Here is a 15,894-nt window from a genome sequence, read left to right as displayed (position 1 = left end):
ACCGGCGCCGCCGGACGGTTCTCGTGTACGGAGGGCCTACGGCCTGTCCGGCGGCCTACTCCATGAGGAAGACCTGCTCGCCCGATGCCCACCAGGCACCGGGCCCGGCTTCGTCCACGGGCCGCTGGCAGGGAGCTGTGAGCCGCCACCACTCCTGGGTGGCCGGGTCGTCGGCCATCAGGGCGAGGTCGGCGGCCAGGTCGTCGCCGTGGTACTCGAAGTAGCTGAACAGCCTGTCGCCGAGCAGGTGGATCGAGTAGTTGGCAATATGGGAGCGCCGCAGCCGGTCGAGCACGGGCCCGGGGACGGCACGGTGCAGCTCCCGGTACTCCGCCGCCTTCCCCGGGCGCAGACCGATGACCTGCGCGACCCGCCTCACGCGGTCGGTCCCTTCGGGGACCCGGCCAGGACCGGCCGGTCGTGGATCATACGGATGATCCGGCCGCTCATCCGGCCGTAGTCGTGGTCGTTGGCCACCTCGCCGCGGATGCGGTGACCGGCCATCACGACGACCCGGTCGGCCAGGGTCACCATCTCCGCCAGGTCGCTGCTGATCAGCAGGATCGGCAGTCCGCCGCGGGCGAGCTCCCAGATCAGCTCGTGGAAGGCGTGCTTGGTCCGCACGTCCACACCGACGGTCGGTTCGTCGACGACCAGCAGCCGGGTGTCGGCCGCCAGCCACTTCGACAGACTGACCTTCTGCTGGTTGCCGCCCGACAGCTCACCGGCGTTCTGCGCGAGCCCGGAGATCCTGATGCCGAGGCGCTCGACAAGATCCTCCGCGGTCTCGCGCTCCCGGCGGGCGGGAACGTATCCGATGGCGTTCGCCAGCTTCCGCCACACCGTCACGGTGATGTTGCGGAGGATGGGCTGCTCCAGGAAGACACCCTCCTCCTTGCGGTTCTCCGTCAGATACCCGATCCCGTACCCGTGCAGCGCCTGCCGCGGCGAGCCGATCCTCGCGGGCTCCCCGTACACCCGGATCTCACCGCCGGTCACCCGGTCCAGACCGAGCACCGCCCTGACCAGTTCGCTGCGCCCCGCGCCGACCAGGCCGTACAGCCCGACGATCTCCCCGGGGAGCACGTCGAGGGAGATGTCACGGTGGCCGGAGGCCGTCGAGAGCCCGGTGAGGGAGAGCGCGGGCGTCGCGGACGTGTCCACGGGCCGCGGGGTCATCGCCGTCACCGCGTGGGCGCGTCCGACCATCAGGGTCACGACGTCGTCCTGGGTGTGCTCCGCGAGCGGCGCGGATTCGAGCACGGACCGGCCGTCGCGCAGCACGGTGACGGTGTCGCAGACCGCGAAGACCTCCTCCAGCTTGTGACTGACGAAGACCACACACGTGCCGCGTTCGGTGAGCCGCCGGATGACGTCGAAGAGATGCTCGGCCTCCTGCGGGGAGAGGGAGGCGGTCGGCTCGTCGAGCAGGAGAACCTTGCTGTCGGTGTGGAGCGCTTTGGCGATCTCCACCAACTGCTGCTGTGCGACAGACAGTTCGGATACAAGTTGGTGCGGATCGATGTCGAGGCCGAGTTCGGCCAGACAGCGCCGGGCCGGAGCCGTCATGGCCTCCCGGTCGACCAGGCCACGGCGCGAGGGCGGGTTCTGCAGCGTGATGTTCTCGGCCACGGAGAACCCGGGGATCAGATTGCGCTCCTGGTGCACGACGCCGACGCCGGCCCGCATGGCGTCCAGCGGGGAGCGCGGCTGGATCTCCTGGCCGCCCCTGAGGAGCCTGCCGCCGTCCGGCGCGTGCACGCCGGTGATCACCTTGATGAGGGTGGACTTCCCCGCCCCGTTCTCGCCCAGCAGGGCGTGCACGGAGCCTGCGGTGAGCCGCAGGCCGACGCCGTCGAGGGCGCGGACACCGGGGAAGACCTTGACGATCTGATCGCATTCCAGCAGGACTTCGCTCATCGGGTCTCTCCCATCGGCGTCGGTACGGCCGTCGGCCGGGGTGTCTCCTCGGGAGGTGGCGGTGGGGGAGCGCCGCCGGGTGATACGCCCTTCTTGGCGAGGTGGCCCTGGTGGAGGCGACCGCCGACGACGGTGCCGAGCACGACCACCCCGATGAGGAAGTTGACCCAGCTCGGGTCGAGCGAGAACTGCGCCCGCGCCGTGTCGATCAGGCGCATGACGAAGGCGGCGAGCACGGTCCCGAGCACGGCGACGGAGCCGCCGGTCAACGCCACGCCGCCGATGATGGGCGCCGCGAAGCTGGGCAGCAGCCAGTCTCCGCCGACACTGCGGTTGACCCCGGGCAGCGAGGCCGTGGCGGTCAGCGCGGCGATGCCGATGAGTAGCCCGGACAGGGTGTGCGCGAGCACGATCTGCCGGTCGGTGGAAATGCCGGAGAGCTTGGCGGCGAGCGGGTTCCCGCCCGCGGCCAGCAGCCGCCGCCCCGCCACCGTGCGGTACATGAAGGCGGCGAGGAGACCGGCCGCGACCAGGGCCGTGACGAAGACCAGCGGGATGTTCAGCGGCGCTGCGCGGCCGAAGTCGCGCAGCGTGGCGGAGTACCCGTCGATGGTGCGGGTCCCGGAGAGCCGGTACTGCGCACCCAGCAGGATGGTCATGGTGCCGAGCGTCACGATGAAGCCGTTGATACGTGTGGCGACGATGAACACGCCGGTGATCAGGCCGATCAGGGTCGCGCCCAGCACACCGATCAGGACGGCGAGTCCGGCAGGGACACCGGCGTCGACCATCAGGACGCCCATCAGGCAGGCGCTGAACCCGCCCAGCGCCCCGACCGCGAGATTGAGCTGCCCCACACTGAGGGCGACCATCTGGGCCAGCCCGATCAGGACCGGTGTGGCGAGGTACTGCAGGAACGTACGGAGTGAGGGCCCTTCGAAGAAGGTCCCGGACGACGAGATGCCGAGGGCGACGTAGCCGACGACGACCACGCCCAGCAGGGTGGTCGTCGTGGAGCGCGAGAAGCGCCGCAGCGCGGACCATGCCGCCGTACTGCTGTCCTGGAGCGGGGTCATGTGGAACGCACCACCTTGCGGTAGGACACGACGGTGCGCACCCGGTCGGCGGACAGGGCCAGGAGCAGGACGCAGCCGAGGTAGATGTTGAGGCTTTCGAGACCGACGCCGAGCAGGTCCAGACCCTTGCGGATCACACCGACCAGTGAGGTGCCGAGCAGAGCGCCGACGACGGAGACGACGCCGCCGGTGAGCAGGGTCCCGCCCAGGACCGCGCCCAGGAACGAGGGGAGCATGAAGTCGTCGCCGATGGACGCGCGGAACGTGCCCGTGCCGACGGCGGCCATGAAACCGGCCAGTGCGGCGAGCAGCCCCGAGAGCGCGTGCGCGAGCACGATCCTGCGTCCGGTGGGGATGCCGGACAGCTCGGCGGCACTCGGGTTGGCGCCGGTGAGCAGCAGCTCGCGTCCCATCCGGGTACGGGAGTAGAGGAAGCCGAGGCCGACGAGGGCGATCACGGTGAACTGGATGATCTGCGGGACGGCCGGCGAGCCGCAGACGGGCCCGACACAGATGTCGGCGAGCGAGTAGGAACGCAGCTCCGCCAGCCCGTCCGGACGGGCGGTGAACGCGGCGTTGTCCGTGAGGGCCGAGTAGAGCAGAGAGACGAGTCCCAGCAGGGCGAAGTCCATGGCCAGCGTCACGACGAAGGAGTTCACCCCGGTACGGGCGATGATCCAGCCGGTCAGCGCGCCGATCGCACAGCCCGCCACCAGGCACAGCACCAGGCCGAGCGGCAGCGACAGACCGAGCCGGTCGTAGCCGAAGCCGGCGAAGAACGCGCCGAAGGCGGCCATGCGCCCGACGGCGAGGTTCATGTGCCCGATGGACAGCACCACCATCTGCGCCAGTGCCACCACCGTCAGCGTCGAGATGTCCCTCAGGAGCGGGAAGAGCACCAGCCGCTCGTCGAAGAACGCCGGGCGCAGAACACCGAACAGAGCGGCGAGCGCGATGATGATGACGAGGAGCCCGAGCCGCTGGTTGACCCAGAACGGCAGCCGGTGTGCCGGCCGGGCCCCGTCGGTGGGGCGGTCCGTCTCGCTGCCGGGTGGAGCGACGGCCGTCTTCATGACACCCTCCGCCGGTCGATGGCGTCCATGTCCCAGTCGATCCCGATGCCCGGCTCGTCCGGAGCGACGGCCAGACCGTCCCGCACGGTCAGCTCGGTGCGGGTGACCGCGCGCAGCTGCGGGATGTACTCCACGTACGCGCCGTTGGCGACGGCGGCGACGAGGCTGACGTGCAGTTCCATCAGGAAGTGCGGGCACACCTCGACGTTGAACGTCTCGGCGAGGTGGGCGACCTTCAGCCACGGCGTGATCCCGCCGACCCTGGCCACGTCGACCTGTACGACAGAGGCCGCGCCGGTCTCCAGGTAGCTGCGGAACTGCATGGGCGCGTACATCGACTCGCCGACCGCGATCGGGATCCGGGTCGAGCGGGCGAGCCGGGCATGGCCGCTGATGTCGTCGGCGGGCATGGGTTCCTCGAGCCAGTACGGATCGTACGGTTCGAGGGCGGCGGCCAACCGCACGGCGGAGGACAGCGACTGCGACTGGTTCGCGTCGGTCATGATGTGCAGGAACGGTCCCACGGCCTCGCGTACGGCACGCAGGCGCTCCGCGTCCTCAGCCGGGTGCGGCTTGCCGACCTTGATCTTGACGCCCGAGAACTGCGCCTCCTTCGCGGCGAGGGCCGACTTGACCAGCTCGTCGGTGCCCAGGTGGAGCCAGCCGCCCTCGGTGTCGTACACCGGTATCTCCCGGCGGTGACCGCCGGCCAGCCGCCACAGGGGTTCGCCGGCGCGCTTGCAGCGCAGGTCCCACAGCGCCGTGTCGATCGCGGCGAGCGCGAGCGAGGTGATCGCGCCGGTGGTGGTGGCACGGGTCAGGCCGAACAGCTCCTGCCAGAGCCCCTCAACGTTGCGGGCGTCCTTCCCGGCGAGGAGTGGCAGCAGATGGTCGCGCAGGAGGGCCAGGACGGACGTGCCGCCGGTGCCGATGGTGTAGGCGTAGCCGGTTCCCTCGATGCCGTCCGTGGTCGTCAGGGTGACGAGGACCGTCTCCTGTTTGACGAAGGACTGCACGGCGTCGGTGCGGTCGGTCTCCACCGCGATGTCGGCCAGCAGGGCCGTCGCTTTCGTGATCATGGTCATGCCGGTTGCTGACTTTCTGTCGTTGTGCCGGGACGGTCAGCCGCAGGAGAGGTACTCGTCGGCGAACTGCTTCTTCAGCTCCGCTGTCTTGGTGTCGCGCGCCTTGTCGTACGTCCCGAGGTTCGGCTTCGTGACGACGAAGGAACCCGAGTCGATGACCTGGCCCGGCTGCTTGACCGTGCACTGCTTGGTCTGCAGGAGCGCGAGCGCCCAGGCGCCGATCTCGGCCTGACCCACCGGGTTCTGCACGACCGTGGCGCTCACCGAGCCGTTCTTGATCGAGGAGAGGATCTTGGCGTCGTCGTCGATCGCCACGACCTTGGCTTTCGAGCCCGTCTCCTGAACGGCCTCGGCCGCGGCGACCGCCGGGTTGTACGCGGTCGAGACGATGCCCTGGATCCGTGAGCCCTTGGTCGCGAGCAGGTCGGAGACGGCCTTCTGCGCGGTCTGGAGGTCCTTGTCGATATCGGTGATGTTCTGCAGCAGGTCGACCTTGCCGCCGGTCTCCTTCACGGCCTTCTGCACGCCCTTGATCCGAAGCTGCGTGTTGGCGTCGACGTTGTTGCCCGTCAGGTGAACGATCGTGCCCTTGCCGCCCATCGCCTCGATGGTGGCCTCGGCCGCCTTGTAGGCGGCGAGTTCCACATCGGTGGAGAGGCAGAAGTCGGCCTCGTTCCTGCCGCCGGCGGGGCACGACCCCAGGGAGGCCACCGCGAAGCCCTGGGACTTGAGGTCGGAGAAGGTGGTGTTGACGTCGGTGGGGGACACCCCGAAGACACCGAAGGCGTTGTAGCCGCGCGCGGCCAGGGTCGACAGCAGGTTGTTCTGCTTCTGCTGGTCCCACTCGGCCGTCTCGTCGAACGTCACATCGCCCAGCTTCAGCGTCTTCTCGGCATCCGCGCCCGCCTTCTTCCATGGCTGGAAGTACGGGTGGGCGCCGCCCGGGACGAGTGCGACCTTGGTGCCGGAACCGTCGGCGAGTTCGGCGCTCCCCTTGCCGGTCTTGGCGGTCGCGGTGCCGGCCGGCCCGCTGCCGTCGGAGGTCTTCACGGTGCATGCGGTCGAAGCGATGGCCAGGAGGGCGAGGGTGGCGGCGACGGACACCGCGGATCTGCGAAGGATCATGATCATTGCCTCAGTTGAATCAGATAGGATTCTGTTGCCGAGATGTTGTGGGAGGAGGGATCGGATCGTCAAGGCCTGTGCGTCGAATACTTTGTATGAGGTGTGCAAATCGTTGTGATGAGCTGCCGTTGCTCCTGATCCGGGCGGGAGTCCGGCCTTCCGGCGTATGGCCTTTCGGGGTTGAGGCATGTTGAATCACATAGGATTGTTGAGCTTGGGGGAGTAGCGCTATGCCGGTGAATCACACCGATGGGACGGAGTCCGTCCCGCTCGCGGCCACTGAGTGGGGTGCCGGCGCGGGGGTGAAGCGCGAGGTGCTGGGGGACAGCGTCTACGAGGCCGTCAAGGCGATGGTGATGGACCACGTGATCCAGCCGGGCGCCCGGGTCGGCATCGAGGCACTGTCCCGGTCGCTGGGCGTCTCGCCCACCCCGGTGCGTGAGGCGCTGGCCCGCCTCGAAGCGGACGGTCTGGTCCTCAAGCGGTCACTGTCGGGCTACCGCACCACCGAACTGCTGGGCCGGCGAGACGTGGAGGAACTCTTCGAAATGCGGCTCCTTCTGGAGCCCCGGGCCGCGGCTCTGGCCGCCGAGCACGCCGGAGACAAGGCGCTGGACCGGATCGAGGCCCTGATGGAGGAGATGCAGGGCCTGCCCGACAAGGGCCACAGCTTCGCCGTTTACGGGCGCTTCGCGGCGCTGGACCAGCGCTTCCACGACACGCTCGCCGCCGCCTCGGGGCGCACCTTGCTCGCCGCCGCGGTGGAGCGCCTGCACGCACACCTCCACCTCTTCCGGCTCAGCCCGGTCACGGGCGGCAGCCCCGCCACGGCCGTCGAACACAGCCGGATCCTGCGAGCGGTACTGCGGCGCAACGCCCAACGGGCGGAGGACGCCATGCGGGAGCATCTGGAGCTCAGCCTCGCGCGGCATCTCAGCCGGTACGAGGACGGCGCCTGAGCGGCGCCCTTGCGGGGGCGTGGCTACGGCGTGATCTCCAAGTCCTCACCCGTCTCCGTCAGATGCGCCGCCATGGCCGCGACAGCCCTCTCGGGATCACCCGCCGCGATGGCGTCCACGATCGCGCGATGGGCGGTGATCGTGTCGTGCTGGCTCTCGCCGCGCCGCGAGCGGCCGTCGTAACTGGCCAGCCGGTGCTCGGTCAGGACGTCGCCGAGGGACTCCAGGACCAGTTCCAGGATGCCGTTGTCGGCCGTCCTGGCGATCTCGTGATGGAACGCCAGGTCGAGCGCCACGAAGCGGTCGCGGTCGTCGACCGCCTCCTCCATCTTCTCCAGCAGTGCGGTGGCATCCTCTGTGGACGCCTCTCCCGCACCCACGCGCACCGCCGCCCGCGAGGCCATGGCCCTTTCGACCGCGCCACGGGCATCCAGAACGTCCTCGAAACGAAGCGACTGCTGGCGCAGCCGGAACCCCAGGATCTGAGCGAAGACACGCGCGGTCGGTACATTGACGCGGGCCGGCCGGCCCTGGCTGGAGATGAGGATCTCCCGCGCCGCCAGAGCCCGGATCGCCTCACGGACCGCGAGCCTGTTCACCCCGAACCGCGCGGCCAGTTCGCCCTCCGGCGGTACTTGGTCGCCCGGCTTCAGGCCGGTCTCCTCGATCAGCGTGATGATCTCGCTTGCGACCTGGTCGAACAGCGTGGTGCGGCGCACTGCCACGTCGGGACTCCTTCGAGGATGATCCTGGGCAGCGTCAGCCTACTGCCGGGTGTTGACCTGCTCCGATGCTCTCTCCTCGGCGGTGGTCCCCCTGCTGACACGACCTCAGATGCCCGCCGATCGCCGCGATCACCGGCGGTAGACCGAAGCGCACGAGACCTAGTGGCATAGCTGCTTAACTGCTAAGTAGTATTCATGCAACGTTACTCACGAGCAGGCCTGCTTCTGGCGGCCGTGCTGACCGTGTCGCCCGCCCTCACCGGGCAGGCACACGCGACGAACGACGCGACGGAGTCGGCGGAGACTGCACTGGTCATCGAATCCGCAGGTCTGCGGGTGCGCACCGGAGCGCAGTTCCCCTACGTACTCGACTACACCGACCGGGCGAACGGAGCCGTCCTCGGCGGCCGGGCCACGCCCCTCGACACCGTGGTACTCAACGGCGCACCGCACCGGGCCGTGGGCCGAGCGAGCGTCGAGGGCGCGACGGCCCGCTACCGGCTGACCTTCCCCGACCTCGACGGCGTCCGCATCGACGCGCACATAGCGGTCAAAGGCTCCCAGGTCACCTTCCGGATCGACCGGATCACCGACACCGCCGGCTTCCGTGTCCACACGATCGACATCCCGGGCCACAACCTCCTCTCCGTACGCGGAGACCAGCCCGGCGCGCACGTCACCGCGGCCCGTGTCGACCCGGACAAGAACGGCAAGGGCGACACCTTCACCGCCGTCACCCAGGACACGCCCGCCGACGCGTCCCCGCAGGGCTCGGCGTACGCCATCGTCAACACGGACCGGCTCGCCGCCGCGATCGAGACCAACTCCGTGCAGGACGAGGCCACCAGCGAGAACACCCGGGTGAAGCGCCAGGCCGTCAAGACCGACGGCACGACCGAGGTCGGAGTCTCCAGCGGGCAGTGGACCTACCGCGCCGCGGGGTCGCCCTTCACCGAGGAGCTTCCGTGGGCGAAGGTCGTCGTCACCGGCGACCGCAACACCGACGCCAAGGTCGACTGGCAGGACGGCGCCATAGCCTTCCGCTCGATCGGAGTGCGGGCCAAGGGATCCGAAGACACCCCCGGCCGTGTGGTCACCCACATCCCTTTCAACTTCGCGAGCTACGCGAGCAACCCCTTCACCAAGACGCTCGACAATGTCAAGCGGATCTCGCTGGCCACCGACGGCCTCGGCCAGCTCGCCCTCCTCAAGGGCTACGCCCAGGAGGGCCACGACTCCGCCCACCCCGACTACGGCGGCAACTACAACACCCGGGCCGGTGGGCTCAAGGACCTCAACGCCCTCGCGAAGGCCGGCAAGGACTGGGGAGCCTCGTTCGGCGTCCACGTGAACTCCACCGAGGCGTACCCGGAGGCCAAGGCGTTCAGCGACACGCTGGTCGACGCCAAGGCCAAGGGCTGGGACTGGCTCGGCCAGTCCTACTACATCGACCAGCGCCGTGATCTCACCAGTGGTGACATAGCCAAGCGCTTCCAGCAGCTGAGGGACGAGACCGACCCCAACCTCAAGTTCCTCTACATGGACGTCTACTACAGCCACGGCTGGAAGTCCGACCGCCTCCAGACCGAACTGCGCAAGCAGGGCTGGCAGCTGGGCACCGAGTGGGGCGACAAGATGGAGCGCTCCTCCCTCTGGTCGCACTGGGCCAACGAACCGAGCTACGGCGGCGACGCCAACCGTGGCATCAACTCCAAGGTCATCCGGTTCATCCGCAACAGCGAGAAGGACGTCTGGATCGACAACCCGCTGCTCGGCTCCGCGAACATCAAGGAATGGGAGGGCTGGGGCAACCAGAACGACTGGAACAAGTTCTACGCCAACATCTGGAACCGGAACCTCCCCGCCAAGTTCCTGCAGCGACAGCAGATCACCCAGTGGACCGACCACGAGGTGGAACTCACCGGCGGTGTCCGCGTCACCGACGCCTCCGGTACCCGCCAGGTGTTCGTCGGCGACGACAAGGTGCAGGACGGCAACGCCTACCTGCTTCCCTGGACCGGCGCCAAGGCCTACCACTGGAACCCGGCCGGCGGCACCAGCACCTGGCCGGTCCCGAAGCAGTGGAAGAACGAGAAGTCGGTCACCCTCTACAAGCTGACCGACCAGGGCCGGGTCAAGGCCGGCACGCTCCCCGTCCGGAACGGGAAGATCACCATCGACGCGGCCAAGGACCAGCCCTACGTCGTCTACCGCAACGACCGCGACTCCATCCGGCAGCCGGACTTCGGACAGGGCTCCCACGTAACCGACCCCGGCTTCAACTCGGGCACCCTCAAGGGCTGGCAGGCCGATGGACCAGCCTCTGTCCGGCGCAACGCACTCGGCCAGTACGAGGCCGTCATCCCCGCTTCCGCCACCGGCACCCGGCTCACCACGACCCTGCGCGACCTCGTCCCGGGCAAGCGCTACGCCGCCTCCGCCTGGGTCGAGGTGCAGCCCGGCGCGTCCCGCAGGGTCACCCTGACCGCCGGCGGTGCGAGGAACTGGATCGACCGGTCGACAGCCAAGGACGCCATCGGAATCGATGAGAAGAGCGGCACCTACTTCCAGCGCACGGCAGTCCGCTTCACGGCCACGGCCGGGACGGCGAAGCTGACCGTCGACGCTGCGGCGGGCGATGCCGAGGTGAAGTTCGACGACGTCCGCCTGGTGAACACCACCAAGTCCGAGAAGGCGGGCACGGTCGCCCACTGGGACTTCGAGGACAACGAGCAGGGCTGGGGCCCCTTCGTGCAGACCGAGCCCGGGGACATCCGCACCGTGCGCTCCGAGAAGCACGCCCCGTACACCATGGCGGGCTGGAACGGTCAGCTCACCGATCAGACCCTCGACGGCAACCACTCGCTGAAGTCCCACGAGGAGGGTGCCCAGCTCGTCTACCGGACGATTCCGCAGACCGTGCGGTTCGAGCCCGGCCACCGCTACCGGGTCTCCTTCGACTACCAGAACGCGTTCGCCGGCCAGTACGCCCTGTCCACCGGGTACGACCGGCTCAACGCGACCGGCGCCGGGACGACCGAGACGCAGCAGATCCCCTTCGGGCAGCAGCGGACCACGGCCCGCTACAACCACGAGTTCACCGCGGGCGACTGCGGCGACTATTACGTCGGCATCCGCAAGGTGGGAAGCGCCCCCGACCAGGCCGACTTCGTGATGGACGACTTCACCGTGACCGACCTGGGCGAGACGGACGACGTCCCCTCCTGCGCGACGCTCGCCGTCCACCCGAAGTCCGGCAAGCTCGTGCCGGGCGCGGCCAACAGCGTCGACGTGGCGTTCACCAACGGCGAGACGGCGGCGGCCACCGACGTCGAGACAGAGCTGACCGTCCCCGACGGCTGGACCGCCCGGCCCGAGACGTCGGCCACGCTCGGCTCCGTCGCCCCCGGCGCCACCGCCGGGGTGACCTGGAAGGTCACCCCGAAGGCCGGCATCCCCGCCGGCACGTTCACCCTCAACGCCCGTGCGTCGTACACCGCGGGCGGGAAGAAGACCTCGACCGCGGCGGCCGTCGAGGTCAGTACGGTCCCGCCCGACTACCTGCCGCAGGACCGCATCAAGATCGTGGACGTCGACAGCCAGGAGACCGAGGGCGAGGACACTCCGGCCGCCCACGCCCTCGACGGCGATCCCGCCACCTGGTGGGGCACCGGCTGGTCGGCCTCGTCCCCTGACTACCCGCACCACATCACGCTCGACCTCGGTGGCTCCCACCCGCTGAAGGAGTTCAGGTACCTGCCGCGCCAGAACAACACCAACGACCGGATCAAGGACTATGAGGTCTACGTCTCGGCCGACGGCCGGAACTGGGGCCCGCCGGCCGCCAAGGGCACCTGGCCCGACGGCGCCGACGAGCAGATCGTGCCGCTCGGCGGACGCACCGGCGGCTACATCAAGCTCGTCGCCCTCAGCTCCGTCAACGGTCAGCCGTGGGCGGGCGCGGCGGAACTGAACGTCCTCACCCAGAACTGAAGGCCGGGGCCGGAAGGCGGCGCCTCCTGGTGGATCGCAGGCGCCGCCTTCGCCGTCGACGGCGGATCAGCCGGTCCCGGGCGCTCAGCACCACGTACTCCCGCTGGCCCAGGGGCTGTTCGATGTGCGAGGACATCAGACCCAGCCGGCTGGCTATATAGCAGCTAAGCTGTCAAGGGCTCCTGGGCCGGAGCGAACTGTGTCCGTACCGCCGGACGGCCGAGGTCACGGAAGTTGCCCGCTTCCGAGGCGGAGACCCCCGGGAACGGGCGAGTCCGCCCGGTCGTCCCCGATGTTTCGTCCCGAGCCGTAACGCTTCGTCATCCATCCAGTGGGCCCGACAAGTTCCGGCGCCACAAGTGTCCAAAAGGATCCCCCGTGTTCAATCCTTCCCCCACACCCCTCGCACGTACTGGTGCCCGCCGGGCGACGCTGACGGCGCTCGTCGTCGCCTCGTCGGCCGGACTCGCGATATCCCCGCTCGGCGCCTCCGGGGCGGTGGCGGCCGAGAAGAAGCATCCGATCACGATCGCGGTCACGACCGACCCGGCGCGGCCGCAGCCGGGCGACGACGGCGCGGCGTACATCGCCGAGGTCAAGAAGAGCGTGCTGGCCGCGGCGGAGTTGTGGAGCGACGAGTCCGACGGAAACGTCGAGTTCTCGATCGAGGCCACGCGTTGGGCGCCCGGTCTCGGAACGTGCGACGGCGATCGCGGGCACGCCCGCAGCGAGGTGTCGAAGGCCATCGGCTTCACCGGCGGTCCTCGTAAGCACCTGATCGTGGCAGTCGGCAACTGCGCCGGCGGTTCCGCCACGGGCACGGTGACCAGCGGCCCCGACAGCGGCGGTGCCATCTACGTACCCGGCCTGGGCAGCGGCGGCACCTATGCCCACGAACTCGGGCACAACCTCGGCTTCGGTCACGCCGGCGTGCTCGTCTGCCCCGGTGGCACCGTCGACGGATCGCTGACGGCCGACTGGGGCGAGAAGGGCACGTGCAAGGGCTCGGAGTACGGCGACGCCTGGGACGTTCAGGGCGCGACGCGCTCGTGGATGTTCAAACCGCTCTCCAGCCCGAACCGCATCCGGCTGGGCTGGCTCCCCGCGGACCGCTACCAGGTGGTCAAGGGGGCGGGAGCCGACCAGAAGGTGACGATCCGCTCGCGCGACAACGAGTCGGGCCTCGTCGCGGTACAGGCGACCGATCCGGCTACCGGCCGCACGTTCTACGTCGAACTGAGCCGGCCGGTCGACCGCGACAAGGGCATCGAGAACCCGGACGGACGTGTCACCGAGGCGGAGGGAGCGAAGCTTCGACGGGGCTACGGCGTGCGCGTCCTGCGCTATGTCGGCAAGGGGACCTCGACCATGGTCGTGCCTACGGCCGCCGGCGGCGACGGCGTGCGCAACCTGTACTGGTCGGCCGGCGAGACGTTCAAGACCGCCGACGGCGGGCTGCGCATCGAGGTCGTCAGCAACGACGGCGGGCAGGCGACGCTGCGGATCAAGACCACGGGCGAGGCAGAACAGCCGCTCCGGGCGCCCGCGGCACCGGTCGCCGGTTCCAACGAGCACACCCCCGCCCACGGCGACAAGGGAGACCCGGCGGACCCGGCCGACGCACCCACCGCGGACCCCGCGCCCGCCGCTGATGCGGCGGGCGAGAAGCCGGCGGCCACGGCGAGCGAAGCATCGACGCCCAACCTCGCCCAGTCGGGTACCGATCTCTCGGTCGGCGTCATCGGGCTCGTGCTGGTCTGCGCCGGGGCCGGCGCATTCCTGATCGGCCGGACACGCCTCCTGCGCACTCGGCGCTGAGGAACCCCCGGCGCGTGAGGCGGGCGGTCAGGGCGCAAGGGGGCTCGACCGTCCGCATCGGCAAGGCGGCAGGCCCGGCGGAGGATTCCGCCGGGCCTGCCGCACCTCCCGCTATTCCTCACGCAGCCTCTCCGCCAGCCGCCGCAGCGCCGGGTTCGGGTTGTCGGGGCTCCAGCAGGCGTGCAGCGTCACCGAATGCGCGTCGGCCGCGTCCAGTTCGCGGTACCGGATGCCCTCGACCCTCATCGCCGTGATCGACCGCGGGATCAGCGCGCATCCCAGACCGGCCCGCACCAACGCGAGCATCGTCGGTACCTGTGACGCCAGTTGGCTCACCGCGTACCGGTCCATCCCGATCATCGCCGCGCAGATGTCGTGCAGGTACTGCGAACCCTCCGGGCTGTACCCGATGTAGTCGGCGGTGACGTCGGCCAGTGACACCGGCCCCTCGCCGAACGCCAGCGGATGCGAGTCCGGCACGGCGAGCACCAGATCCTCCGAGTGCACCGGCATCGACTCGAACTTCTCCGGGATCGGCGGCCGCACCAGCCCGAGATCGATATCGAGATTCGCCAACGCCTCGAACTGCTCGGGACTCACCAGCTCCGTCAGCTCCGCCGTCACCCCTGGCGTCCGCCTGCCGACCAGGGTCAGGAAGTCCGCGAGCACGGCGTACGCGCCGATCGCGGTGAACGCGATCCGCAGTGTCCCGGTCGTCCCGTCGGCCGCGCGCCGGGTCGCCTCCGGAGCGACCTCCAGCAGCGCGAGCACGCGGCGGGCGTGCTCCAGGAACACTCCGCCGGCTGCGGTCAGCCGGACGCCGCGGCCGGGGCGGTCGAACAGGCGGACGTCAAGCATCCGTTCAAGGGCCTGGATCTGCCGGGTCAACGGCGGCTGGGTCAGGTTCAGGCGCTGCGCCGCCCGCCCGAAGTGCAGTTCTTCGGCGACGGCGACGAAGCCACGGAGTTGCTGAAGCGTGAAGTCCATGCGCGCACGGTATCGGTTCATGCGAAAACGGGCTTGGACCTGCATGACGGAAGGCGCCTACCGTCAGATTCACGCCAACCCCGAAGGAGCTCCCGTGCCGAATCCCCGACTCGCGGCCCTCATCTCACCCGAACGTGCCGCCGATGTCATCGACGCCGACACGCGCCGGCTACTCGACGAACGCTTCGATGTCGTCTGGGCGGAAGACGGGCACACGACGGGCCCGGCCCAGCCGGGCAACCCGCCCGGTCTCGACCCGGCCGCCCTCCCCGAGTTGGCTGCCGGCGCCGACGTCCTGCTGACCAGCTGGGGCACGCCGAGGCTCGGCAACGAGCTGTGGGCCGGCGGCCAGGGCCCGAAGGTGGTCGCGCACGCGGCCGGCACGGTGAAGCACCTGATCGACCCGGCCGTCCTCGATCACGGCGTCGGCGTCTTCTCGGCCGGCCGGCGGATCGCCTGGTCGGTCGGCGAGTACTGCCTCGGCTCCCTGCTGACCCTCGCCCGCAGGCTTCCCCGGTTCGACGGAGCGATCCGTTCCGGTGGCTGGAAGCAGACGGAGTACCGCGGTCACGAGCTGGCCGGCGCCAAGGTCGGGATCATCGGCGCGAGCAGCACGGCCCGCGCACTGATCACCATGCTCAAACCGTTCGGCTGCGACATCGCGGTCTACGACCCGTACCTGTCGCGCGCCGGCGCACAGGAAATAGGCGTACGGACGACGACGCTCAAGGACGCCGCACGCAGTCCGTTCCTGAGCATCCACGTCCCGAACGTGCCCGAGACGAAAGGCATGATCACCCGCGAGCTGATCGAGAACCTGCCCGACGGCGCGGTCGTGGTCAACTCCTCGCGCGGCCCCGCGATCGACCAGCAAGCCCTCCTGGACCACGCGCTGAGTGGCCGGATCTACGCGGCCCTGGACGTCTACGACCCCGAGCCCTCGACGTTCGACGCGACGGTCCTCCGTGCCCCGAACCTCCTGCTCACCCCGCACATCGCGGGCGACACCGCCGAAGGCCACCTCGCGCTCGCGGGCTATGTGCTGCGCGACGCCCTGCGGTGGCTGGCCGACGGCACCCGAGGACCGAGCTTCGTCGAACCGGCCGCCTGGTCGATCACCGCCTGAAAGGACC

Annotated in this window: 12 protein-coding genes; 4 read left to right on the top strand and 8 right to left on the bottom strand. The window is 69.6% G+C overall.

Translation table 11 applies throughout. From position 1 onward, the window contains the following. Positions 1 to 55: 55 nt before the first annotated feature. Genes OG892_RS00890 through OG892_RS00865 form a run of 6 tightly spaced genes read right to left on the bottom strand, consistent with a single transcriptional unit; the run spans position 56 to position 6,279 of the window. Entirely contained in the window at positions 56 to 379 is a 324-nt protein-coding gene (locus tag OG892_RS00890) for an L-rhamnose mutarotase (protein ID WP_371628157.1), read from the bottom strand. Next, on the bottom strand, positions 376 to 1,920 hold the full coding sequence (locus OG892_RS00885) for a sugar ABC transporter ATP-binding protein (RefSeq protein ID WP_371628158.1): 1,545 nt from the start codon (positions 1,918 to 1,920) through the stop codon (positions 376 to 378). The genes OG892_RS00890 and OG892_RS00885 overlap by 4 nt, the downstream gene beginning before the upstream one ends. Next, the gene (locus OG892_RS00880; RefSeq protein ID WP_371628159.1) at positions 1,917 to 2,996 is read right to left on the bottom strand and encodes an ABC transporter permease; all 1,080 of its coding nucleotides are present in this window, start codon (positions 2,994 to 2,996) and stop codon (positions 1,917 to 1,919) included. The genes OG892_RS00885 and OG892_RS00880 overlap by 4 nt, the downstream gene beginning before the upstream one ends. Next, positions 2,993 to 4,069 carry an ABC transporter permease gene (locus OG892_RS00875; protein WP_073738818.1) on the bottom strand — a complete coding sequence of 359 codons (1,077 nt, stop codon included), beginning with the start codon at positions 4,067 to 4,069 and terminating at the stop codon, positions 2,993 to 2,995. The genes OG892_RS00880 and OG892_RS00875 overlap by 4 nt, the downstream gene beginning before the upstream one ends. Next, positions 4,066 to 5,154 carry a mandelate racemase/muconate lactonizing enzyme family protein gene (locus OG892_RS00870; protein ID WP_328868228.1) on the bottom strand — a complete coding sequence of 363 codons (1,089 nt, stop codon included), beginning with the start codon at positions 5,152 to 5,154 and terminating at the stop codon, positions 4,066 to 4,068. The genes OG892_RS00875 and OG892_RS00870 overlap by 4 nt, the downstream gene beginning before the upstream one ends. 36 nt (positions 5,155 to 5,190) lie before the next feature. Continuing rightward, positions 5,191 to 6,279 (bottom strand): substrate-binding domain-containing protein, encoded by a 1,089-nt coding sequence (locus OG892_RS00865; protein ID WP_371628160.1) that lies wholly within the window; start codon positions 6,277 to 6,279, stop codon positions 5,191 to 5,193. 350 nt (positions 6,280 to 6,629) lie between these two features. On the opposite strand from OG892_RS00865, the gene OG892_RS00860 reads away from it, so the two are divergent. After that, positions 6,630 to 7,238, top strand: a complete 609-nt coding sequence (locus OG892_RS00860; RefSeq protein WP_242436891.1) for a GntR family transcriptional regulator — start codon at positions 6,630 to 6,632, stop codon at positions 7,236 to 7,238. A gap of 23 nt (positions 7,239 to 7,261) precedes the next feature. Here the strand turns inward: OG892_RS00860 and OG892_RS00855 are convergent, their stop codons facing one another. Beyond that, positions 7,262 to 7,963, bottom strand: a complete 702-nt coding sequence (locus OG892_RS00855; RefSeq protein ID WP_079193655.1) for a FadR/GntR family transcriptional regulator — start codon at positions 7,961 to 7,963, stop codon at positions 7,262 to 7,264. Positions 7,964 to 8,158: 195 nt separating this feature from the next. Here OG892_RS00855 and OG892_RS00850 point away from each other — a divergent pair, with 195 nt between their 5' ends. Further along, a complete protein-coding gene (locus OG892_RS00850) occupies positions 8,159 to 11,956 on the top strand; it encodes an endo-alpha-N-acetylgalactosaminidase family protein (RefSeq protein WP_371628161.1) in 3,798 nt (1,265 codons plus the stop codon). A gap of 378 nt (positions 11,957 to 12,334) precedes the next feature. Next, the gene (locus OG892_RS00845; RefSeq protein ID WP_328868230.1) at positions 12,335 to 13,774 is read left to right on the top strand and encodes a hypothetical protein; all 1,440 of its coding nucleotides are present in this window, start codon (positions 12,335 to 12,337) and stop codon (positions 13,772 to 13,774) included. Between the two features lie 111 nt (positions 13,775 to 13,885). Here the strand turns inward: OG892_RS00845 and OG892_RS00840 are convergent, their stop codons facing one another. Continuing rightward, entirely contained in the window at positions 13,886 to 14,761 is an 876-nt protein-coding gene (locus tag OG892_RS00840) for a LysR family transcriptional regulator (RefSeq protein WP_073738812.1), read from the bottom strand. 94 nt (positions 14,762 to 14,855) lie between these two features. On the opposite strand from OG892_RS00840, the gene OG892_RS00835 reads away from it, so the two are divergent. Then, positions 14,856 to 15,887 carry a hydroxyacid dehydrogenase gene (locus tag OG892_RS00835; protein ID WP_371628162.1) on the top strand — a complete coding sequence of 344 codons (1,032 nt, stop codon included), beginning with the start codon at positions 14,856 to 14,858 and terminating at the stop codon, positions 15,885 to 15,887. Positions 15,888 to 15,894 lie beyond the last annotated feature (7 nt).

This window comes from Streptomyces sp. NBC_00341 (assembly GCF_041435055.1).
Lineage (GTDB): Bacteria > Actinomycetota > Actinomycetes > Streptomycetales > Streptomycetaceae > Streptomyces.
This window is presented reverse-complemented; position numbering and strand designations above follow the sequence as displayed.